This is a genomic window from Polaribacter marinivivus, assembly GCF_042651285.1.
In the GTDB taxonomy this organism is placed as follows: domain Bacteria; phylum Bacteroidota; class Bacteroidia; order Flavobacteriales; family Flavobacteriaceae; genus Polaribacter; species Polaribacter marinivivus.
Genome location: NZ_JBHSCY010000002.1, coordinates 744,070 through 767,958 on the forward strand (window position 1 = coordinate 744,070; position 23,889 = coordinate 767,958).

At 26.5% G+C, this 23,889-nt stretch carries 21 protein-coding genes; 11 read left to right on the forward strand and 10 right to left on the reverse strand.

Features of this window, described 5'->3' with window-relative positions:
* Positions 1-120: 120 nt before the first annotated feature.
* Positions 121-1,818, forward strand: a complete 1,698-nt coding sequence (gene dnaX / locus ACFOWD_RS11505) for a DNA polymerase III subunit gamma/tau (RefSeq protein ID WP_377410698.1) — start codon at positions 121-123, stop codon at positions 1,816-1,818.
* Here the strand turns inward: dnaX and ACFOWD_RS11510 are convergent.
* The gene (locus ACFOWD_RS11510) at positions 1,794-3,638 is read right to left on the reverse strand and encodes a cation:proton antiporter (protein WP_377410699.1); all 1,845 of its coding nucleotides are present in this window, start codon (positions 3,636-3,638) and stop codon (positions 1,794-1,796) included. The two genes, dnaX and ACFOWD_RS11510, sit on opposite strands and share 25 nt — an antisense overlap.
* A gap of 86 nt (positions 3,639-3,724) precedes the next feature.
* On the opposite strand from ACFOWD_RS11510, the gene miaE reads away from it, so the two are divergent.
* Both miaE and ACFOWD_RS11520 read left to right on the forward strand, forming a co-directional pair.
* Positions 3,725-4,306, forward strand: coding sequence for a tRNA-(ms[2]io[6]A)-hydroxylase (gene miaE, locus ACFOWD_RS11515; RefSeq protein ID WP_377410701.1), 582 nt, complete (start codon positions 3,725-3,727; stop codon positions 4,304-4,306).
* The gene (locus ACFOWD_RS11520; protein WP_377410703.1) at positions 4,306-4,737 is read left to right on the forward strand and encodes a DUF4268 domain-containing protein; all 432 of its coding nucleotides are present in this window, start codon (positions 4,306-4,308) and stop codon (positions 4,735-4,737) included. The genes miaE and ACFOWD_RS11520 overlap by 1 nt, the downstream gene beginning before the upstream one ends.
* Here the strand turns inward: ACFOWD_RS11520 and ACFOWD_RS11525 are convergent.
* Positions 4,730-5,068: a DUF4870 domain-containing protein gene (locus ACFOWD_RS11525; RefSeq protein ID WP_288956093.1), complete on the reverse strand. Its 339-nt coding sequence runs from the start codon at positions 5,066-5,068 to the stop codon at positions 4,730-4,732. The two genes, ACFOWD_RS11520 and ACFOWD_RS11525, sit on opposite strands and share 8 nt — an antisense overlap.
* A gap of 163 nt (positions 5,069-5,231) precedes the next feature.
* On the opposite strand from ACFOWD_RS11525, the gene ACFOWD_RS11530 reads away from it, so the two are divergent.
* The 4 genes from ACFOWD_RS11530 to mnmE all read left to right on the forward strand — a co-directional run bounded on the left by ACFOWD_RS11530 (position 5,232) and on the right by mnmE (position 8,700).
* Complete coding sequence (locus tag ACFOWD_RS11530; RefSeq protein ID WP_377410705.1) at positions 5,232-5,732, forward strand: Dps family protein; 501 nt, start codon at positions 5,232-5,234, stop codon at positions 5,730-5,732.
* 7 nt (positions 5,733-5,739) lie between these two features.
* On the forward strand, positions 5,740-6,621 hold the full coding sequence (locus ACFOWD_RS11535; protein WP_298994797.1) for a mechanosensitive ion channel family protein: 882 nt from the start codon (positions 5,740-5,742) through the stop codon (positions 6,619-6,621).
* 51 nt (positions 6,622-6,672) lie between these two features.
* Positions 6,673-7,221 carry a hypothetical protein gene (locus ACFOWD_RS11540; protein WP_377410707.1) on the forward strand — a complete coding sequence of 183 codons (549 nt, stop codon included), beginning with the start codon at positions 6,673-6,675 and terminating at the stop codon, positions 7,219-7,221.
* Positions 7,222-7,311: 90 nt separating this feature from the next.
* Positions 7,312-8,700 carry a tRNA uridine-5-carboxymethylaminomethyl(34) synthesis GTPase MnmE gene (mnmE, locus tag ACFOWD_RS11545; protein ID WP_377410709.1) on the forward strand — a complete coding sequence of 463 codons (1,389 nt, stop codon included), beginning with the start codon at positions 7,312-7,314 and terminating at the stop codon, positions 8,698-8,700.
* On the opposite strand, the gene ACFOWD_RS11550 is transcribed toward mnmE, so the two are convergent.
* Together ACFOWD_RS11550 and ACFOWD_RS11555 are read right to left on the reverse strand one after the other, a co-directional pair.
* A complete protein-coding gene (locus ACFOWD_RS11550) occupies positions 8,701-9,123 on the reverse strand; it encodes a hypothetical protein (RefSeq protein WP_298994794.1) in 423 nt (140 codons plus the stop codon). It abuts the gene before it with no gap.
* Between the two features lie 15 nt (positions 9,124-9,138).
* Complete coding sequence (locus ACFOWD_RS11555) at positions 9,139-10,341, reverse strand: response regulator (protein ID WP_377410711.1); 1,203 nt, start codon at positions 10,339-10,341, stop codon at positions 9,139-9,141.
* Between the two features lie 174 nt (positions 10,342-10,515).
* Here ACFOWD_RS11555 and ACFOWD_RS11560 point away from each other — a divergent pair, with 174 nt between their 5' ends.
* From ACFOWD_RS11560 to ACFOWD_RS11570, 3 genes are read left to right on the forward strand one after another with little or no spacing between them, the layout of a single operon-like run.
* A complete protein-coding gene (locus tag ACFOWD_RS11560; protein ID WP_377410712.1) occupies positions 10,516-13,605 on the forward strand; it encodes a hypothetical protein in 3,090 nt (1,029 codons plus the stop codon).
* Entirely contained in the window at positions 13,605-14,813 is a 1,209-nt protein-coding gene (locus tag ACFOWD_RS11565) for a hypothetical protein (RefSeq protein WP_377410714.1), read from the forward strand. Before ACFOWD_RS11560 ends, ACFOWD_RS11565 begins: the two co-directional genes overlap by 1 nt.
* On the forward strand, positions 14,807-16,324 hold the full coding sequence (locus tag ACFOWD_RS11570) for a glycoside hydrolase family 2 TIM barrel-domain containing protein (RefSeq protein ID WP_377410716.1): 1,518 nt from the start codon (positions 14,807-14,809) through the stop codon (positions 16,322-16,324). The genes ACFOWD_RS11565 and ACFOWD_RS11570 overlap by 7 nt, the downstream gene beginning before the upstream one ends.
* Here the strand turns inward: ACFOWD_RS11570 and ACFOWD_RS11575 are convergent.
* The 3 genes from ACFOWD_RS11575 to ACFOWD_RS11585 form a co-directional block, all read right to left on the reverse strand.
* Complete coding sequence (locus ACFOWD_RS11575; protein ID WP_377410718.1) at positions 16,314-17,531, reverse strand: glycosyltransferase; 1,218 nt, start codon at positions 17,529-17,531, stop codon at positions 16,314-16,316. The genes ACFOWD_RS11570 and ACFOWD_RS11575 overlap by 11 nt on opposite strands.
* Before the next feature lie 108 nt (positions 17,532-17,639).
* Positions 17,640-18,893, reverse strand: a complete 1,254-nt coding sequence (locus ACFOWD_RS11580; RefSeq protein WP_377410719.1) for a sugar isomerase — start codon at positions 18,891-18,893, stop codon at positions 17,640-17,642.
* Between the two features lie 10 nt (positions 18,894-18,903).
* Positions 18,904-19,179: a hypothetical protein gene (locus ACFOWD_RS11585; RefSeq protein WP_377410721.1), complete on the reverse strand. Its 276-nt coding sequence runs from the start codon at positions 19,177-19,179 to the stop codon at positions 18,904-18,906.
* A 140-nt stretch (positions 19,180-19,319) separates the two neighbouring features.
* Between ACFOWD_RS11585 and ACFOWD_RS11590 the strand changes: the two genes are divergently transcribed.
* Complete coding sequence (locus ACFOWD_RS11590; protein ID WP_377410723.1) at positions 19,320-21,386, forward strand: tetratricopeptide repeat protein; 2,067 nt, start codon at positions 19,320-19,322, stop codon at positions 21,384-21,386.
* Here ACFOWD_RS11590 and ACFOWD_RS11595 read toward each other — a convergent pair.
* The 3 genes from ACFOWD_RS11595 to ACFOWD_RS11605 are packed head-to-tail and all read right to left on the reverse strand — an operon-like array spanning position 21,383 to position 23,832.
* Positions 21,383-21,709, reverse strand: coding sequence for an Hpt domain-containing protein (locus ACFOWD_RS11595; protein WP_377410725.1), 327 nt, complete (start codon positions 21,707-21,709; stop codon positions 21,383-21,385). The two genes, ACFOWD_RS11590 and ACFOWD_RS11595, sit on opposite strands and share 4 nt — an antisense overlap.
* Positions 21,706-23,418: a PAS domain-containing sensor histidine kinase gene (locus ACFOWD_RS11600; RefSeq protein ID WP_377410727.1), complete on the reverse strand. Its 1,713-nt coding sequence runs from the start codon at positions 23,416-23,418 to the stop codon at positions 21,706-21,708. Before ACFOWD_RS11600 ends, ACFOWD_RS11595 begins: the two co-directional genes overlap by 4 nt.
* A 3-nt stretch (positions 23,419-23,421) precedes the next feature.
* Positions 23,422-23,832, reverse strand: coding sequence for a response regulator (locus ACFOWD_RS11605; protein WP_298994779.1), 411 nt, complete (start codon positions 23,830-23,832; stop codon positions 23,422-23,424).
* Between the last annotated feature and the right edge of the window lie 57 nt (positions 23,833-23,889).

Below are 23,889 nucleotides of genomic sequence, written 5' to 3' on the forward strand. Positions count from 1 at the left end.
TTTTGTCGATAGTATTATCAACACCATACAATTTGTTTACAACTTTAGCATTTTGTTAAGAAACCAAGTTGTAAAACCGTAAGTAGATAGTTACTTTTGTAGTAAGAACCTAATTGAATTATGGAGCATTTTATAGTTTCTGCGCGTAAATATAGACCTCAAAATTTTGAGGATGTTGTTGGGCAACAAGCCATAACAAATACGTTAGAAAATGCTATAAAAAATAATCACTTAGCACAAGCACTTTTATTTACTGGACCTAGAGGAGTTGGTAAGACTTCATGTGCTAGAATATTAGCAAAAAAAATAAACTTACAAGACAGTAATCATCCTGAAGAAGAAGATTTTGCTTTTAATGTTTTTGAGTTAGATGCTGCATCTAATAATTCTGTAGACGATATTAGAAGTCTTACAGATCAAGTTCGTATACCTCCACAAACAGGTAAATACAAAGTTTACATTATAGATGAGGTACATATGCTTTCTCAAGCTGCTTTTAATGCATTTTTAAAAACATTAGAAGAGCCGCCTGCACATGCTATTTTTATTTTAGCAACCACAGAAAAACATAAAATAATTCCTACAATTTTATCTCGTTGTCAAATCTTTGATTTTAAAAGAATTGGGGTTTTAGATGCAAAAAATTATTTAAAAGTAATTTGTGAGAAAGAAAATATAACAGCAGACGATGATGCTTTGCATATTATTGCTCAAAAAGCAGATGGTGCAATGCGTGATGCACTTTCTATTTTTGATAGAGTTGTTAGTTTTTCTGGTTCTAATTTAACAAGAGAGGCAGTTACAGAAAATTTGAATGTATTAGATTACGATTCTTATTTTAAAATGACAGACTTACTTTTAGAAAACAAGATTCCAGATGTATTAAATGCTTTTAATTCAATATTAGCAAAGGGGTTTGAAGGTCATCATTTTATAAACGGTTTAGCTAGCCATTTTAGAGATTTATTGGTTGCTAAAGACAAACAGACTATTACTTTATTAGAAGTTGGTGATACCGCAAAAAAGAAGTATTTAAATCAAGCTACCAAAGCAAGTGTTCCTTTTTTAATGCAAGCTATAGAAAAAGCAAATGACTGTGATTTAAATTATAGAGCAAGTAAAAATCAAAGATTATTAGTTGAACTTACACTTATGCAAATTGCCTCTATCACTTTTGATGGAGAAAAAAAAAAGTCAGCTAACTACATAATTCCTGCTACATTTTTTCAAGCACTTTCGCCTGCAAAAAAAGTTGTAAACACTTTAGTTGAAAAAGAAAAAGTATCTGTTTCTAAACCGATTGAAAAACAAGAAGAAGTTGCTAAATCAAAATTAGAAAAACCAGTTTTAAAGTCTGTTGAAAGAAGAAGATCTATTTATTCTTTAAAAAGTGTACATCAAAAAAATGATGTAAAAAAGAATGCTGTTCAAGAAAATTTTGATAATTATCCAAAAGAGGTTTTTACTGAAAAAATATTACAAAACGTTTGGAAAGAATATGTAACATCTTTGCAAAAAAGAGGTGAAAATAGTATGGCAGCAATTATAGCTACTGATGAGCCAGTTCTAGAAAATAAGTTTAAAATTGTTTTTTCTGTGCCTAACAAGTTAATGAAAGATCAATTTTTAAAAGGAAAACCAAAACTATTAAAATTTCTTAGAGAAAAATTAAATAATTATGGAATTGAAATTCATTTAATTTTAAACGAGAAAAAAGAAAAAAAGTTTGCTTATACTCCTCAAGAGAAATTTAACAAACTAAAAGAAAAAAACCCTCTTTTAGAAAAATTACGTCAGACTTTCGAATTAGATTTATAAGTGTCTCCAATATTTTTACCTAAATAAGAAAGTACTACATCTTTCTTTTCAAAACCTTCTTTTTCAAATTCAGATATTAAATAAATGCCTTTTGTATTCTCTATAAAAAGTGGAATAGATTTTTCTTCTTTAGCTAACAGATTTAAAATATTAGAGTACTCAGTTTCATTCTTTATTTTAACCTCAATAATATTTGGGTTTTCTCTAAAAGCTTCACTTAAATTAATATAGTCATCTTTAGGAGTAAAGAACTTTTGTCTTTCTTCGTCTGTTGCATTTAAAATTTCTATGGATGAGGCTAATCTAAAAGAACCATGTTCTCCAAATATCTTAGAAAAATTAGCAAGTGCATATTTATTTACTGCATCATTACCAGTTATAGCAATTAAATAACCAACATCACTCAACTCAATATTATCTGACAATTCATCGTCATAAATATTTACATTAAGCGCTTCTAAATCATCATCTTGTGCTTGTTTAATAAAGTTTTTATTAGAATCTATTAAAACTACACGTTTGCCTTTATCTCGTAAATAACTTGCTATTAATCTAGAGGGATTTGATGCCCCAACCAACAATATAGCATTAGATTTCGTTAAGAAAACACCTACTAATTTTGCAAATAATCTAGCAGTAGTTGCATTTAATAAAACAGTACCTAATACAATCATAAATACTAGAGGAGTAATATATTCTGCACCTTCAACACCTTGTTTAATCAATTTACTTCCAAAAAGAGAAGCAATACCAGCTGCAACTATACCTCTAGGACCAACCCAACTAATAAATAATTTTTCTTGTAATTTTAATTTAGAGTTTAACGTACTAGAAAATACAGCTAAAGGTCTTATAAGAAAAACTACAATAGCAAATAACCCAGCTGTTTTCCATGTATATAAAAGCATTAAAGCTTCCATATTAATATTAGCTGCAAGTAAAATAAATAGAATTGAAATAAGCAACACACTTAAAGATTCTTTAAAATAAAGTAACTCTTTAATATTATTTAGTTTTCCATTTCCTAGAACCATACCCATTACTACTACAGCTAATAATCCAGATTCATGTGCAAAAATTTCAGATTCTACAAAAACTAATAATACTGCTGATAAGGATACTACATTTAATAAATAATGGGGTATCATTTTCTTATTTACAGCATAAGCTAATGCATGAGCAAATGTGAAACCAAATGTTGTTCCAAAAAGTAAAATTTTACCAAACTCAATTAAAGCAGTTTTGGTAAAACCTCCACCTCCACCAACACTTATAAATTCGAAAACTAATACAGCAACAAGTGCTCCTATTGGGTCAATTAAAATTCCTTCCCATTTTAAAACAGTAGAAATATCTCTTTTTAAAGGGATGTTTCTTAAAATTGGAGTAATAACTGTTGGTCCTGTTACAATAATTAAGCCTGAAAAAAGGAATGATAATTCCCAACTTAAATCAAAAATTAAATGAGCAACAATACCTGCTCCAAAAAAAGTAATAGCAGAACCTAAAGTAATGAGCTTTGTAATTACAGGTCCTAAATTTTTTATTTCACTTCTTTTTAAAGTTAATCCTCCTTCAAAAAGAATAATACTAATAGCTAAAGACACAAAATAATAAAGATAATCACCAGGAAATAAACCTTTTTCTCCATTCCATATTGGTTCTATCCATTTAGATCCATCTTCAGTTAAATACGTTGCTGCTATTGGGCCTACTAATAATCCTATTAATATTAATGGTAATATTGCAGGTATTTTAAACTTCCATGCAACCCATTGAGCTAATATACCTAAGATAATAATTCCTGCTAATTCAATCATATTGTAAAAAAAACTAAGTTATAAAAAATATACGATTTGCAAGTTTCTAAATTGAAATTATCTCTAATTTTGCAAAAAATAAATTTATGTTAGGTTTACAATTTGATACAGAAACTTCTTGGGCAGAAATAGCAAAAGACAATTTGCAGCAAATACTTACAGATCATGCTTTTTTAGAGCAAAAAGCAGCTTCTAATGCAGTATCCTTAATTATAAATTATTCAGAAGAAACTGAGTTAGTTAAAGAAATGAGCAACATTGCTATTGAAGAAATGCAGCATTTTAAAATGGTACATTTGTTAATGGTAAAAAGAGGAATGGTTTTAGGACGTGAACAAAAAAACGATTATGCTGTTAGATTACAAAAATTCTTTCCTAAAACAAAAGATAGGACAGATGCATTAATTCAAAGACTATTAGTTGCTGCTCTCATAGAGGCCAGAAGCTGTGAGCGATTTAAAGTTTTTTCTGAAAATATGGAAGACGTAGAACTAAAAAAGTTTTATAAAAACTTAATGATTTCTGAAGCTAACCATTACACTACTTTTTTAAAGTTTGCAAGACAATATCAAGATAGAGAAATCGTAGATAAAAAATGGAATGATCTTTTAAATTTTGAGTCTGAATTAATGCGTGAAAGAGGAAAACTTGCAAAAATTCATGGATAGTGTTTTCTAAAGAAGAATCAGCTAGGTTAAGAAAAGAGTTTTGGACAAGTTTTGGAAAATCATTTCCTAGAAAATGGTTACTCTACAATACCAAAATAAAAGGAGTTGCTTTTAAGTTTCTAGCAGATAGAAAAAAAGCAATGGTTTGTTTTGATATAGAAAATCCAGATGAATTAACCAATTTGATGTATTATGATCAAATGCTTTCTCTAAAATCATTATTAGAAAATGAAATTCCTGAAGTTATTTTCGATAATAACTATGAATTAGAAAATGGAAAAGTAATTCATAGAATATACATTCCTCATCAACAAAAATTTAGCATTTATAATAAAAATTCGTGGAGAGATTGCTTCGAATTTTTCTACGAAACTATGTCTAAATTTGAGCTATTCTTCTTAGAATATGAAGATTTTATAAAATCTATTTAATAATTTTTAAAGTTAAAGGATAATTAGGTTCTTGACCATTACTTACTCTTACAGCATTTACAATAGGAAAAATTAAATAAAAGAAACCTATAACTATTAATCCTAAAATACCTAATCCTAATAGTAAAATTAAAGGAATACATATTAAGATGTAAATAAACATAGATATTCTAAAGTTTAAAATTTCTTTTCCTTGTCTATCCATATCTACAATTTCATCTTTTTTTATTAACCAAATAACTAAAGGCACAATAAAACCTCCAACACCAGAAACAAAATCTAGTAATTGGCTTAAATGTGTTAATACAAGGAGTTGTTTATCTTCTCTCATCATTTTATAAGTTTTATTTATTTGACGCAAAAATTATTCTGTTGTTACAAAAATAGCAAATGAGAATAGATTTTATGAAATGAGTTAAGATAAAAATTATAAGAGCAAATAGAAGGTTTATATCTATTATACTTTTGTAGAGAAGAAATTAAAACAATACAAAATGAATTATTTAAACATAGACAATCAAAAAGTACTGCCAGTAGTATCTGAACTAAATGTGCTACTAGCAGATTATCATGTTCACTATCAAAAATTAAGAAATTTTCATTGGAACATTTTGGGTAAAAACTTTTTCGATCTTCATAATAGATTTGAAGAAATGTATAATGATACAAGAGTAAAGATTGATGAAGTTGCAGAAAGAATAGTTACTTTAAAATATCATCCAATCAGTAAATTATCAGATTATATTGAAGTTTCTAGAATTAAAGAATCTAGCCCTTTATTAACTGATGAAGAAATGGTAGCAGATATTATTAATGATAATAAAATAATATTAGAACAATTAGGCAAAATTATAGAAAGAGCAACCAAAGCTAAAGACGAAGGTACTGTAGATATGATTGGTGCTTATATAAGAGAATTAGAAAAATCTACTTGGATGTTAAATGCTTGGTCTAAGCATACAAAAGAAGAATTTAACACAAGTTTTGTAAAGTAAAAGAAAAATGGAAAAAGTATTAGAAAAATTAAATACCTGGAAAGATTTATTTATAAAAAACATACCCAATATTGCTATAGCATTAGTAGTATTAATAATATCTTATTTTGCTTCGAGAGCTATTAATAGGTTTGTATATAAAACAATAGGAGGTAAAATAAAACAAGAATCTGTAAGAAATTTGGTTTCAAGAATAGCTTCAGCATTTATTTTCTTGATAGGATTGTATTTTGCAATGACTATTTTAAAATTTGATGACACTCTTAAAACTATAGTTTCTGCAGCAGGGGTTTCTGGTATTGTTGTAGGTTTAGCTTTACAGGGTACACTTTCTAATACAATATCTGGTATAGTTTTATCTTTTAGAAAAAATTTAAATATTGGTAATTGGGTAGAAACAAATGGTTATGCAGGTGAAGTTATCGATATAAACTTAAATTATTTTGTAATAAAAGAAGCAGATAATAATATGGTTGTAATACCTAATAAAACAATATTAGAAAACCCATTTAAAAACTATTCTTTAACTACTAAAATGAGAATTACAATTGAATGTGGTGTAGAATATGGTGCTGATTTAGAAAAAGTTGAAGCGTTAACAAAAACAACAATTACAGATAATTTTAATCAAGAAAAAATAAATAAACAGGTAGAATTCTATTTTACCGAGTTTGGAGATAGTTCTATAAATTTTATCTGCAGATTTTGGGTAGATTCTGAAAATGCTTTAGAAAGATTAAAAGCAAAAAGTAAAGCTATTATACAAATTAAAAAGGCGTTTGATAAAGAAGGTATTAACATACCATTCCCAATGAGAACTCTAGAATTTGTAGAAAATAATAAATTAAATATTAAAGAAATTGCTAAGCAAAAGATATCCGCTAACTAGGAGAAACAATGAGTTAAACAAAAAAATTATAAATCTAAAAACAAAAAAATTATGAAAATTTTAAAATTTACAACATTCGCATTATTTATGTCAATATCAACAATATTTGCACAATCTGATGATGGAAATCCAAAAATATCTGACAACTGGACAGTAAAAGAAGTAATTATTGCTGATGCAGAAACAGATGAATATGAAACAGATGAGATTAAACAAATCGTATTAACAGAAGTCTACACTCCAGTAATGTTAGACCCAAAAGATAGATATGAGTTAAATCAAGATATTATCTTTATGCCAACACAAGTAACTAAAACTATTAAATTAGATATGGATGCTGATGATATGTTTGATCAAGAAGTAAAATTTGATTACGAAAAGTCGGAAGATTATGATTTAGACTTTACTTTAACAAAAGACGGAATTATCATTTTAACAGATAAAGATAATTTATATGTAAAAAACATTTGGGATAATAGTACAATGTACAGATATACTAATGTTAGAAAAAATAGAGTAAAAGCAGAAGGTAATTATACAATTGAATTGACTGATGGTGAAAAGATAGAAGTAAAGATTTCTAATTACAATAGAATGTAATTTATAAATACATAACACTTTTAAAAAAGCTTAATACGTAAAGTATTAAGCTTTTTTATTTTCTGATAAATCTTTATGTATTTTTGCAATATGATAAAAAACGATACTATAATAGCATTAGCAACACCTTCTGGTATAGGTGCAATTGCTGTTATTCGTCTTTCAGGTGAAAATGCAATTACAATTGTAGATACTTTCTTTAAATCAATTAAAAAAGGAAAAACATTACAAAATCAAAAATCTCATACAATTCATTTAGGCCATATTATTAATGATAAAGATGTTTTAGATGAAGTTTTGGTTTCTGTTTTTAAAAATCCTAATTCTTATACAGGAGAAAATGTAGTAGAAATTTCATGTCATGGTTCTGCCTACATTCAACAAGAAATTATTCAATTATTTCTTAAAAATGGATGTAGAATGGCTGATAATGGTGAATTTACTATGCGTGCATTTTTAAATGGTAAAATGGATTTATCTCAAGCTGAAGCTGTTGCAGATGTTATTGCTTCTAATTCTGCTGCTAGTCATCAAATGGCTATTCAGCAAATGCGAGGTGGAATTACAAACGAATTAAAAGAACTAAGAAGTAAGTTATTAGATTTTGCTGCATTAATTGAGTTAGAACTAGATTTTTCTGGAGAAGATGTTGAGTTTGCAGATAGAACTCAATTTAAAGAACTAGTTGCTAAAATAACATATGTGCTAAAAAGGTTAATAGATTCTTTTGCTTTTGGAAATGCCATGAAAAATGGAATACCTGTTGCTATTATTGGTGAACCAAATGTTGGTAAATCAACTTTATTAAACGCCTTGCTAAATGAAGAAAAAGCAATTGTATCTGATATAGCTGGTACCACAAGAGATGCCATAGAAGATGAAATAAGTATAAACGGAGTTATATTTAGATTTATAGATACAGCAGGTATAAGAGAAACTGAAGATGTTGTAGAAAATATTGGTATTAAAAAAGCTTATGAAAAAGCAGAAAATGCTCAATTAATAATTTTCTTAATAGATGCTAGAACTGAGAAAAAATCTCAAAGAAAGCAAGAAATAGATCTAATAAAAAAACGATTTCCAAATAAAAGGTTATTAGTGATTGCTAATAAAATAGATTTAATTTCTAATAATGATAGAAATGCTCTAGAATCTGAAATAGACAATTTAATTCTTCTTTCTGCAAAAAATAAAACAGGAATAGAAGATTTAAAAAACGAATTAATTTCTCTAGTAAATATTGGTGCATTAAGTAATAATGAAACAATTGTTACCAATTCTCGTCATTTTGAAGCTTTAAATAATGCTCTTCTAGCCATACAATCTGTTAAAGAAGGTATAGATTTAGAAATTTCTACAGACTTATTCTCTATTGATATAAGAGAGTGTTTGCGTCATTTAGGCACAATAACAGGAGACTATGATGTAGATAAAGATATACTAGGGCATATCTTTAGCAACTTTTGTATTGGTAAATAACTAAATTATTTTACTATATAATTCTTTAATCGAAAATACTTGACTAAATATTTCTCTTTTACTTCTAGTAGAAATAGGGGTATATTTTTCTTTATCAGTTTTTATGTTTGTCAATTTTTCGAATAACTGATCTAGCTTATTTGCATCAGTAGAATCTAAAAAAACAATAAGACTAAAGTCGAAAATACTGTTTAATAATCTAGTACCCAGTTTAACTACTGTGTTTATATTCTTACTTTTTTTAATATTTAAAGTTAGAACATTGTTGTATAAATGTTCTAACTCATTAATTTCTAATTGAACTTCTTTATTAGTCCCATTATTAACAAGACAAACTTTACAATTAGTTTTTTTAATAAAATTTTTAATTTTTAGTAAATCTAAATCTGTTGTAACTTCTGAAAAAACTATAATAACCCCCAAATACATATATAATTTTTAACTTAATATAACTTTGTTCTCTAAAGAACCCTCTATCTCAATTTTCTTAGATATTTTTTTTTTGCTTCTATATGTCCAAGCAATTTGACCTAATTGAAATATAATTTTAAAAGAATCTTTCATAGATAATTTAGAACCATCAGCATGAATCCATCTTTTTAATGGCTTTTCACAAAGCATTTGTTTCGCTTTTTCCAATCCAAAATGATTTGTAATTCTTTTAAATATCTCAACATCAAAAATCCATTGTGTTACAAACTTATCTCTAAATGATACTTCAATTACATCTTTATGGAAAATTTTAGCACCACATTGTGTGTCTTTAAAATCCATAGAAAGTATTTTTCTGATGATATAATTTATAGACATACTAATTATTTTTCTTGCAGATTCTTTAGTGATATCTGCCCCCATTCTACTAATTCTTGAACCACTAACAATCTTATAATCAGAGTTTTCAATTGTAGAAACTAAATCATCAAAATCAGCTAAATCAGTAGATAAATCTGCATCTAAGAAACCTATATAATCTAGATCTTCTTTTTTTGCCATATGCAACATACCTTGTCTTACAGCTTCTGCTTTACCTCCGTTTTTTTCACAATCATATACTGTAATAAAATCTTCTCTACCTTTTTGTATGTCTTTTAAAACTTGTAATGTATTGTCTTTACTTCCATCATTTACAAAACATAAATGGTAACCAGAATGTTTGTCTATAAATTTTAAAAACTCACTACTTAATAATCTTGTTTCTTCGTTATAACAAGGTATTACAACTCCAACACATCTTTGTTGTATTACTACATCTTTAAATTTAGTATTAGCGTTTTCTTGATTAGGAACACCAATTAATCTTTTTGTTCTTGAACATACTTCACTTAAGCTTAAAGGTTTTTTCATGTAATCATCTACCCCTAACTCAAAAGCCTCATTAATAATTTCATCATCTGTATTACCAGATAATATCATAATAGGTGTTTCAGATAATCTTATATTTCTAATATATTTTACTACTTCTATACCAGAAGTTCCTGGCATATTAATATCAACAATAACTAAATCTGGTTTACTTAATTCAAACTCTCTAATACCTGCAACTGCAGTTGTAGCTGTTAAAACTTCGTAACCTAAAGCTTTTAATCTATTCTCTAATGGAATTAAAACTAATTTTTGGTCGTCAATTGCTAAGATTTTCATGATGTAAGATTTTAAATTGTTCTTAATTACACCACAAATTTATTCTAATATGCTTTTCAAAATTTTAAAGAAAGACCAAAATAAATGTTTAATTAGACGAAATGCAGTTTACTGTTGTTAAATAAAATTATAATGACGCTTTAAAAATTTTATATTTACATATTGATAATATAAATGAAAGAAAGCACTAATAAATATTTAATATCTGCTGTAATATTAGCTTTAGTATTTCATGGGACAACTATTTTTTTTACCCTAGAAAGTACTTATGATGCTTTAATTCATCTATTTTTTGCAGAACATTATTCTACAAGTTGGTTTGAACCTTGGAATTATAAATGGTATACAGGTTTTACAGTAACTAGTTATCCTCCTTTAGTGCACCAAGCAATTGCTGCGCTTTCTTTAATAGGTGGTCTAAAATTTGGGCTTTTTACAGTTGCCTTAATTAGCATAACTCTATTTATAACTGGTGTTTTTAGATTTTCGTTTTTAATGACTTCTAATAGAAAAGTAGCAGGTTATGCAGCTCTACTAGCTGTTTTTTCATCTTCATTTCTAGAAACACTTCATATTTTTGGGCAATTACCTAGTATCATAGGAGTTTCTGTATTAATGCATGCGTTACCAGAAATTTATCAATGGCTAAAAACTGGTAAAATAAGATACTTCCTCACTTCTCTATCATTAATATCTGTTACAGTTACTTCACACCATGTGACACCAATATTTGGAATGTTATTTTTTATATTTCCATTAATTGGAATGGTCATTTTAGATATTTGTTATGATGAAGTACAATCTTACAAGAAAATTAAGTTTGGTTTATTTTTAAAAGTATTTTTTAGACAATTAAAAAGAAATCTCATTTTTGGTTTTTCATCTTTATTTTTAATTGTCTTTTGCATATTACCTTATTGGGTTAATTCTAAAAACAACCCAATAACACAAGTACCTATTCCACATGGTTCTAGAGATAATTTTTTAGAAATTACATCTTCTGGTTTAGTGTTTTTTTTAATTCCTTGGGGAGTTTTATTAATACTACTTCCTTATTTCTTTTATAGATACTATTCTAAACGCTATTTATTTTTTGGTCTATCATTTACAATGTTAGTTATTTTAGGAACAGGTGGTACAACACCAATCCCTAGAATGATTTTAGGTGATAACGCATTTAATATTTTAACATTAGACAGGTTTACATTATGGGCTTCAATAATGGCTTTACCTTTATTTGGTGAATTTGCATATCGTTTTGTAGAAGGTGATATAAAAAGTTTAATTCAGCGTAAATTTGGTGCTGTATACCATAGACTAGCAGGAGGTTTTTTAGTTGCTATCTTTTTATTTATGGCGATTTTTACGATGAGTCTAGGTCATTTTAGGCCTTCACAACCACAGAAAATAAAAATGTTGCCTATTGTTAATTTCTTAAACCAAGATCAACATTTTAAATGGAGATTTTTAACGCTTGGTTTTGGAGATCAAATGGCTTGGTTGTCTGCGCAAACAAAAGCACTAACTGTAGATGGTAATTATCATTCTGCAAGAAGACTACCAGAACTAACTACTAGACCTATAGAAAGGTTAGAAAACTCAAAATTTAAAGGCGTTGCTGGTATAGGATCTCTACAACAGTTTTTAACTGTACCAGAAAAATACAATTTAAAATACATTTTTTCTAATGATAAATTTTACGATCCTATTTTATATTTCTGTGGATGGCAAAGATTAAAACCATTAGAAAATGGAGTAATGGTTTGGGAAAAACTAAATGTACCTCCACTCTCCTCTATTTTACCTAAAGATAATATTGCTACTTGGCAAAAAATTATGTGGGGTATAATTCCTTTTTTAACGGTAATTATCGCATTTCTTTTAAATGTACAATCTATTTTTATTAATGGATTAAAATCTAAAATAGTAAAAAAGCCAGATTACTTTAATTACAAAGTAACCTATAACAACTTTCCAAAATTAATGTTAACCATTTCTCATTGGTGGATTTTTTTACTACTGATCGTTTTTTCTTACGGAGGTTATATTTTTTATATCAAAAATGATGACCAAATATCTTCTAATAATGTAATCAAAGCTTATTATGACGCTATAGATTTTAAAGAATTTGAAAAAGGGTTTAGCTTAATAGACCCAGAGCAGAATATTAAACTTTCTCAATATATGTTAGAAGTTTCTGTAACAGATGGTTTACTAAGTTCTTATGCAAAACTAGATGCTATTAAATTAAAACCAATTGAAAAATCTAATGCAAAAGTGATTTATGAGGTAAAAACCAAATGGATTACTCCTCTAGAAAAAATTGAAAATACAGCACTTATATCTGTTGTGAAACGCAAAAGTAAGTGGTACATACAAAAGAATACATTAGATACAGACTTACCACCAGATCAATTATATTCTATTAACAAAACAGCTTATTTTAATCAAGGTAGAAGAAGAATTACTACAGAACAAACCTATCATGAAGATGTATTAAAACAACCTGTTTTAGAAATTATAAGTGCTAAATTAGTAAAGGTTAATAATAGTTACGCAATTATTGGAGAAATTCAAAATATAGACAATGTGCCTTCTGATGTTGTTTTAAAAGGAACTTTGTATAATGATAATAATAAAGAATTAGCTAGTTATAATGCGAAATACCACATGAAACATAAGCTTTTACCAAAAGAAGTTAGTTCTTTTAAAATTAATTTTGAAGGTATAGCTTGGTCTAAAACAAAAGACTCTATTCCTAAAACTTTCAATCCAGATGAATTTACTCCTGTAGAATTTAGTGAGCAACCTACAAAATTTAACCTACAAGCTGCAGGAAATGTATCTAATTCTGACTTATTTAAAAATATTGTTTTAAGTGATTTAGAAATACAAAATGAAAATGTAACTGGTACTTTATTTAATTCTGGTATTCAAGAAATTACAGTTCCTCAAGTTTTAGTTTCTTATTACAATGATGATAAAGAAATTGTTTGGGTAGATCATATTTTTGTTAAGGATGGAATAAGACAACAGAGAAAAAGAAACTTTAATTTTAATATTAATAAGCATCAAAATATAAAAATTATAAGCTCTGATATGAAGAATTGTTTTGTAAACGGATTACCAAATAGTAGCATTTCAGATAAAATGTTACCTGAAAGAAATTTAAATCATAACTATTACAACTTTCAAAAAGTTGATATGGATGATTTTAAATTCTTAAAAATTGAAATGAACTCTTATATTGGAAATCCTAATTAATGGTTTTGAAAAGATTAAATAGCATACTAGTATTTTGTTTTGTGGTTAATATCTTAACTGCTCAAAAAACTAATGAAATAAAATTATTAACTCAAAAAAAGGAGTTTATTTCTGGTTCTGCTATTCAATTAAGTTTTAAAAACACAAGTAAAGAACAAATTAAATTGATTGTAAAAAATAGTTACGGAACTAGAATATTAAATGCTTCACAAAAAGAAAATACAATAAATTTCATCATACCAGAATATATATCAAAAGTTAGAGGAAACTTATTTTGGAAAATCATTTCAAAAAGTAATCAACTTTCTGGCTCTATAAAAGTACTTCCAAAAGAAAAACCCAAAACAATTGAAACTTATTTAGGCCCTCCTAGTATTATTGCTGGTGGTAAAGATTTTACAATGCTAGTTACAATACCAACAGATAAATTTGACAATCCTTTAAAAGAAAAAACTCCTGTAAATATTAAAACACAATTTTTAGAGAATGAGTCTATTTCTGAAGAAAAAACAAATAACATTATCGCATATAAGAACATTTTTTCTCCATTAAAAAGTGGAAGAATGATTATTTCTTCTGAGTCTCATCAACTTAATTCAACAGAATTTGATGCAGCTATAATGCCTGACAATGCTGTTAATTATGATATTTTTTATTCGCAAAATCATAATTATGCAGATGGCAATCAAATCACATCATTTTATACTTCAACAATTAGAGATAATCACCAAAATATTATAAGTGATGGAACTTATGTTTATTTTATCGTACAAAATAAGAATAATAAAATTTTAAAAACTTCTGGCACAACAATAAATGGAGTTGCAACAGCTAAAATAATTCATCCAGATAAAGAAGAGAATTGGCAAATAAGTTCATATATTCAAGGAATTGCTGAAAGTAACAACACTCTAAATCTAACTTTTAATAAAGCTGTTTTAGATTATAATTATGAGCTTTTAGATCATAACAGAACCATAACAGTTGGTCCAATTAAAAGCTTCCAAAATCAAATGATTCCTGATGGTTTAGAAGTTTCATTAACTCTATTAAAAGAAGGAAAAGAAATTTATAAAACTCTAAAAACTTCTAGAAAAGGTTTTGTGTCTTTTAAAATAGATAAAAATATATATCCTGATGGTATCTATGATATTAGAATTAAAAGCGCAGGAATTACAAAAGAATTACAAAAAATAAAACTATGGTAAAAAATAACAAGTATTTTATTAGAGTTATAGCTATGTTTTTTTACATCATTGTTATTTCTATATTATTATTTCTTGTAAGTTCTTTATACACTTACCTAAACACTGGCGCAGATAGAAGTAAAATGCTACATCTTGAAGTAAAAAAAATAGACCAATATTTACCAAAAATTGCTTGGGCAGAAAATGGTAATGAAGGAAGATTTGTAGATGATGAAACTCTAAAAAATATAGAGAATGATTATTTAGATGCATGGTATGTAAATCATGTATCTAATAAAACAAATACAACAGCTGGTATAGAAGATTATTACACTAAAAATGCAAGAAAAAAAATTTACGATTTTATAGACGAGAATAAGAAAAATAATATTTCTATTGCTTCTACTACTATAAATCATAACCCAGATATATTATTTTTTAGCGAAGATGGCCAGTTAATCGTCTTAGAAGATAAAGAGGTTATAGAGTACTCAAGCATTTATGAAAATGATAAGTTTTTGTATGATTATACATCGAAAGCCAGTTACAAAATGATGCTTCTTTTGGAAGATGGTTTTTGGAGAATAAGACATAAAATAAAAGAAAATGAAGAAGACTTAATTAAGAATTATACTAATGTAAGTATTGATACTTTTGAAATAAGAGGCATTAATTACTATCCACAAAAAACTCCTTGGGATACTTTTGGTGATAATTTTGATAAAGATGTATTAGATAAAGATTTTAAATTATTAAATAATGCTAATATTAATACAATAAGAATTTTTATACCCTATGTAGATTTTGGAAAAGCCAATGTAGACCAAGAGAAAATTAATAAATTAAAAACTCTTTTAGATATTGCTGAAGAAAATAATTTAAAAGCTGTTGTTACTCTCTTTGATTTTTATGGAAACTATAATGTATTAGATTGGACCTTAAATCATAGACATGCAGAAGCTATTGTTACCAATTTAAAAGACCATAATGCCATTTTAGCTTGGGACATTAAAAACGAACCAGATTTAGATTTTAACTCTAGAGGTAAGCAAAATGTTATAGCTTGGTTAGAACATATGAGCTTAATTATTAAATCTATAGATAAAAAACATCCAATTACAATTGGTTGGTCTAATATAGAAAGTGCTTCAATATTAAAAGATGCAATCGATTTTATATCATTTCATTACTATGAAGATGTTGATTTATTTGAAGAAAAATTTAATCAATTAAAAAAAGAAATTCCTAATAAAAAGTTAGTATTAGGTGAATATGGTCTTTCTTCATATTCAGGGTTTTGGAGACCATTTGCAAGTTCTGAAGAAAAGCAAGAAGCCTATCATAAGAAAATGCAAAAAGTCCTGACAGAAAAAAATATTTCTTTTATGTCATGGACTTTATATGATTTTGACAAAGTTCCTAAAGAGGTTGTAGGTAGTTTACCTTGGAGAACAAATCCTCAAAAGAGATTTGGTTTTATTGATACCAAGGGTAATTTAAAACCATCTTTTAAATACATTTCTAAACAATAGAAGGTTTTGAAACTGATTTAGAATTTAATTTTTTTGTATTAATAATATTTTTAAATTCTTCTAAATAAATTTGAGTAATTCTTTCCATAGGAAAAGCTGTAGCTGCTTTGTAATTTGCATTACCTAATTCAATTCTATACTTTTCATTGGTTACCACATTTTCAATAGCAGTAGCTAAGCTTTCTACACTTTCTGGTTCAAAAAATTCACCTCTATAACCTTCATCTTCTATTAATGTTGCAAGATCTCCTAAGTTTGGCATAATTACAGCTTTACCATAACTTCCTGCTTGATGTAAAACACCTGAACTACCTGTTGTAGAAGTATAAGGGAAAACTACTACTCCACTTTCATTAAAAATTCTTTCTACATCACACTCTTCTACATATCCAGTAAATGTTAAGTTTTCTATATGCTTGTATTTTTTTTGAACAGCTTCTAAGTATCCAGGTACATTTGGGTTATCTGTACCAGCTACAACAACTTCTAAAGGTAAACTCGTTTTTTTTCTAACGATTTCTACTGCTTCTATCATTCCTTCTACTTTTTTGTACGTACCAAACTTACCAAAAGTCATAACTTTAAGAGGGCCTTCAGGTAATTGATGTGAAGGTTTTTTAGGGATTTCAAAAGTACCATGAGGAATCATTTTTACATTTGTACACTTATATTTTTCCTCTAAAGTAGTTACATACTTATCCATTGTAACTGCTACTAAATCTGCTTTTAAAATTAATTTGGTTAATGTAGTACCAATAAAATTATAAATTGTTTGTAGTACTTTACTAGAGGTAAATCCTGCACTTTTTAAGTCTACTTGTTCTAAAATATTATGCAATAAAACTGTAGTAGGAATATTTTTTATTTTACAAATTAGGGGTAAACATAAACCAAGAGCAGCAGGTATTTTTTTATCACCAAACTTCATAAACTGTAAGTTAAATAAAACAGCATCTGGTTTTACATTATTAATGGCTTTTGTAACAGTGTAGATGTTTTTATAACTATTAAAATCCCAGCATTCTTTAACGGTTATTTTACAACCATCTTCTTCAAAGTTTAAATCTTTATCTCCAGATGTTTTATCTGTTAATAAGATAAGTTCTTTAACATCATGCTGCTTTCTAAAACTTTTAACTAAGTGATAAGCATACTCATTTAATGTTACTTTACTTGGTGGATAAGCTGTTACAATTGCTAATTTCATAATTTAAAAAATTTAAACATTTAATTCTTGTACAAATATCTTTTAAAGGATTCTAAAAAATTAAAATCTACGATAAACAGCATTTAAGTTTAGTTAAATGGATTTTTTCTATAGATATTTAATTTCTTTTTTATTAGAAATAAAGAAAAAAGTTAATTGTACAACAAGCAGCAATACCATTGCTAATATTTGTAGTTGAACAACTTCTAATAATGAGTTATGAAAAAATATGATTAGCACTACTTGTAATAATCCAAAGATACCAGAAAGTACTACTGGCACGTATTTATCTAAAGATAAGTAGTAATATGCAAATATGTTTGAGATGGCAAATATGCCAGTTGCCAATGCATATTTCCATAATAAAGGCGCCATAGAAACATAGCTACCACCAAATAATAAAGTTATTATTTGTTCAGGAAAAAAATAACAAGACAAAATTATTAATCCAGATATAGTTGCTATATAAATTACATATTTTAATAAAATAGGTAAAGTTGGTTTTCCATCTTTTTTTAACTGTACTACTTCTGGTAATAATAGCATAACAAACATCCAAGCAATAAAATATACAATTCTACCTATTAAAGCTAAAGAAGCATATAAGCCAGCATCATATGAATCAAAGAAGTGCTTAACTAGCAGTATATCACTATTATTAATAATTATTTGAGTTAACTCATAAAAGGCAGTAATAATAAAAAAGTTTCTTATTAATTTTTTATGATCTATATCTAATTTGTTTTTTCTAGAAAATGAAAACAACTTAAATTTAAAAGGAAAAAGACCAAATATAAAAGAACAAAAAATACCAATTGCAATAATAACAGAAGAGTCTAAATCTAAAAGATATAATATTGCAAATGTTATGATTAATCTACTTATCATTTCTGTTTGATAAGTAAAGGATAATGATGACAACTCTTTCTTACCTTGAAAAACACCTCTGTTTACACTCATAAAAAAATAGAAAGGTATGCCCAAACCAAATATGACAAACATGGTTGATGAAGAAGTATTAAAAAAAGATTGTAGCTCTTTAGAAAAAAAAACTATAAGAAATGACATTAATACACTAAACCATAATGCATTCTTATACACTAAAGAGATAAAATTTTTAAAAACTTTACCCTCAAACAAAACTGAGAACTTTGCTGTTACTAATTGAAAAGTCATCGCAATAAAAGATAGAACTAAAAGAAAAGTAACAAGAATAGCTGCATCTGCAAACTTCTCTGGTCCTAAAATTCTACCTAATAATAAATTGTATAAATAGTTACCACCATTTACAACTAGAACACTAAGCATAAAAATTTGTTCTGGCTTAATGTATTTTTTTATTAAAGTAGTTATTGCATTCATAGTTATTTTTTTAAGCTATTTGATTAGAAAGATAATGTTGGTAAATCTCTTTACAACCATAACCAGATAAAATAAAATTATCTTTCCTTATCCCATTTTCAATTAAATTATGCAAAAAACTAACACCATTTTCATCAATAATACTAATTTTTTCAATATTTATCTCAATTGTTTTATGTTGATTTAAATCTTCTTTTACAATCTCTTTAATAAATGGTAAAGTAGTAGAATTTATTTTTCCTTCTAAAAAGTAAACCCCATTTTTTTGTTCTATTTTTAATGGCATAATCAAAAGTTTTATAATTTACACGAACAAATATCTCTAGATATACTATTGATAATCCATAAATATCGATTAAAAACGTTTTTCTAAGGATTAATGATTAAAACCTAATGCTTAACTTGCATTAACTTAAAATTAATAAAATGTCTTTAAAAAAATTTTTTCTTATTTCATGCTTTTTAATGTCTTTAAATGGTTTGTCTCAAGATATGAAAGAAGGATTTACTTACCTAGAAACTGGAAAATATAAGGAAGCAGAAGTGTTTTTTAAAGATGTTTTAAAAAACTATCCAAAAAATAAAACAGCAAGATTATGTTATGGTAGAGCTGTTGGATTAAATGGTAACTCAACAAAAGCTTTAAACTTATTTATTAATCTATTAAATGATTTTCCAAATGATTTTGAGGTTAAACTTAATTATGCAGAATCATTATTATGGGATAAGAAGTTTGATGTTGCAGAAAATTATTATGAAAAACTAATAAAAGAAAATGATAAAAGTTTTTCAGCACTTCTTGGTTATGCAAATACATTATCAAACTTAAAAAAATATAATAAAGCTTTAGTTTATGTAGATAAAGCATTAGAAGTATCACCTAATAACCCAAATGCTTTAGTCTCAAAAAAATATATGAGATTAGGTTTAGCCAATGAATATTTAAATAAGCAAGAATACAGTAAAGCTGAAGCTATTTTAAGAGAAAACTTTACAAATTTTAAAGATGACAAAGAAACACTTTTAAATCTAGCAAATCTATACTTAATCTCAAATCAATACAGTAAGGCTGAAGAAACTTACATTAAGCTAGGTAGCAATAACGAAAACAAAAATATTTCTTTAAATGGTTTAGCTTTGGTACAGCATTTAAAGAGTAAAAATAAATTAGCTTTAAATACTAGTAAAACCTCTGTTAATAGTTTACCTAGTAACGCTTCAAAGGATATAAAAAATCAAACAATAGAAAGATATATTCAAGCTTTAATTTGGAATAAAAAATTTAAAGAAGCAGATAAAGAAATAAATAATCTCTTTAAAAGTAATAACGAACCAGAAAACTGGATGTTAAGTTTAAGAGCTACTTTAAATATTTATAAAAGTAACTTTGATAAAAGTATAGAAGATTATAATTTAATCTTGAAAAAAGACAGTGCTTCTTTTGATGGAAACTTAGGTAAAGCAAATGCTCTAAAAGCATTAGGTTATTATAATAAAGCGTATTTAGGTGCAGAGAATACTCTATCTTTTTACGATAATCAAAAAGATGCAACACAATTCATAAATAAGTTAGATGAATCGTTTACACCTTTTGTAGAAGCAAAAACATCATATTCTTTCGATAATGGAAATAATGATGCTTATATGTACCAATTAAATGGTGAATATTCTTTTAGTACAAAATTTAAAGTTTTAGCTTCATATAATCATAGGTTTACTAAGAACCCTGTTACCAATTTAGAAGCTACATCAAATAATGTATTGGTTGGTTTTTCTTATCAATTGTTTAATAATGTTGTTTTTAAAAGTAATTTAGGTGTTACTTCCTCTAATGCAAATTCAAATGATTTTACTCAATTATTGGCAGATGTGGCTTTTGAAATAAAGCCTTTTAAACTTCAGAATTTAGAAATTGGTTATAAGAGAGAAATTCAGAATTTTAATGCAGAGTTAATAGATAGAGAAATTGTACAAAATAACTTTATCTTAAATTATAATTTAAGTACAAACTTTAATTTAGGATGGTTTACTCAATATTATTATACATCTCAGAACGATTCTAATACAAGAAATCTTTTATTTACATCTTTATATTATAACATTTTAGAAAAACCTAGTTTAAAAGCTGGTGTAAATTATCAATACATTACATTTAAAAACCAAGTACCAACCATATATTTTAGTCCAAGTAAATTTAATGCTTATGAAATATTTATAAATCTAATTAAGGATGAAAATATTGCAAAAAATAAAACTTGGTTTTACGATCTTACAGCTGCAACTGGTTTACAATTTATAGAAGATGATGCTAAACAAAGTACCTATAGAATTCAAGGTAAGTTAGGTTACAAATTTTCTGAAAGAAGCCTTCTAAATATTTATGCTTTACAAAGTAATATTGCATCTGCTACAGCAGCTGGGTTTACGTTTACAGAAATTGGGTTACGATTTAAATGGTTGTTTTTAAAGAAACCAGTGTTTAGAAAAAACTAAGATATTTTTTTTACAAAGTTTTCTATAATTGTTAGAATATCTTTAAAGTCAGTTGCCAATTCTAAACTTTCTTTTCTTAAGTTTTTTTCGTAATTGTTTGCTATAACATAACTTTTTTCTAAGCCAAGTGTACTTATTTTATGCTTAATTTTATGAACAATTTCTTGTAGTTTTTTGTAGTTTTTTTGTTCTAATTGATAAAAATACTCGTTTTGCTCTTCAGGAAACTCTTCTTTAATTACTTCTAAAATTAAAACTCTAACATCAGAGCTACCTCCAGACATTTTGTCGATTACTGTAAAATTTGGTTGTTCTGTTATCATTTTTTTAGTGTAAAATAAAAAGTAGTTCCTTTATTAATTTCTGAGTCTAACCAAATTTCACCTTGATATAAATTCACAATTTTCTTTACTATAGATAAGCCTATTCCACTAGAATCTTTTGCTTCTTTTAAAGATTGAAATATTTTAAATATTTTATCAAAGTGTTTTTTATCAATACCAATTCCATTATCTGTAATCGTAAACTTGTAAAAAGAGTTTTGATCTTCTACCCCTATAGTTATAATTCCATTTTCTTTATTATTAAACTTTACTGCATTACTAATTAAGTTTTGGAATATTTGCTGGAGTTTTGTCTTATCTCCTATAACACTAGGTAATTTACTTAAAATTTTTACTGTTATATTATCTGGCACATATAACATTTTTATAAGATCTCTCACTAAAAAATCTAAGTCTACTTCTTCTTCTTGGTCTTTAGATTCTACTTTAGAAAACTTAAGTACATCAGATATTAATCCTTCCATTTTTTCTAATGTCATTTCTAGATCATCAAAATATTCAAGACTATTTTTATCAAAACAATCTAAATTGTCCATCTTAATCCAAGTACTTAATGCTGCTATACTTCTTAAAGGTGATTTTAAATCATGAGAAACTATATGAGCGTATTCTTTTAATTCTTCGTTACTTATAGTTAACTTTTCTAAAAGCTCTTTGTTTTTATCTTCAACCTTTTTACGTTCTCTAATGTTTAATGCACTTTTTAATTGTAAAGCAACCAAATTTGCAATGTTTTCAACTGTTTCTAGTTGATCTTCATTAAAATAGTTTTTTTGTTCGTGCTCTGCGTCTATAATTCCTATAACTTCTCCATTATTAATTATGGGTACAGTTATTTCTGAATATCTAATTTTATCATCTAAAATATATCTATCATCTTTACTTGTATCATGTATAATCTCAGATTTTCCTATTTTTGCGACTGTACCAACTATACCTTTACCTATAGGCAATATTATTCGATTAAAAATAGAGTTATCTTTTTGCTGTTTTTGTCCATAAGCAGCAATTTGTTCTAATGTTTTAGAATCATTATCTAATAAATAAATAATACAATCATTAGTATTTAAATACTTTGCAATTTTACTTGATATTTCTGATGCTATTTCATTAATCTCTTCTTTACCTAAAATAGACTGTGCTATATTATTGATTAAATCTAAAACTATTTGTTTTTCTCTTTCTTCTGTTATATCTCTTATTACTCCCTGTGCTGCAATGGGTTGATTATTTTTATCTAATATGGTTATTGCATTAATATTAACCCACTTAATCTTTTTTTCTTTGGTTATAATTCTTGCTGTAAAACCAGAAAATTTTCCTTTTTCAATTAATTCTTGGAAAGAAGACATAGCATATAGATAATCTTCTTTATAAATTAAATCTACTACATTGGGTGATTCATCCATAGAGTAGCCAAAAAATCTTTCTGCAATATCATTCATTTTTAACACTTCCCCATTTAAATTCATTACTAGGTAAGCATCGTTTATATTCTCAAAAACACCCTTTAATTGGGTGTTTTTCTCATCTAAAACTTCTTCTAATTGTTTGTTAACTCTTTTTAATTCTTCTGAAGTATTAAAAAGTTCTAAACTTCTTTGTTCCAGAATTTGTTCTGCAGTTTTTCTAGCTTCTTTTTGTCTTTTTAAAGCTCTATCTAATATGTCTACTTTGTTATTATCCAATATTTATAAAGGTATAAACTCATTTAAACTCCAGTATTTCATTATGGTTTTTATTTTTAACTCATAATCTTCATATTTAAGAGGTTTTAATAAATAACCTGCAATACCTAATTTATAGCACTCATATATATCTTTTTCATTATCTGATGTTGTTAGAACTATAACTGGAATATGTTTTAAATCTTCATTATTCTTTAAAATAGTTAAAAACTCTAAACCATTAGTATCAGGCATATTTAAATCTAAAAGAATGATGTTATATTGCTCAGATTGTAAAATATTTAAGGCTTCACTACCATTTTTAGCTAAAGAAAATTTAAAGTCTTTAAACTCTAAAGCAATTGCTCTTTGTAGTTTAATAACTTCAATTCTATCATCTTCAATAAGTAAAATATTTAATTTTTTTCTTTCCATAATTTAGACCTATTACAAGGTATAAAATTAAATTTAATTATAGAAATTTTAAATTGA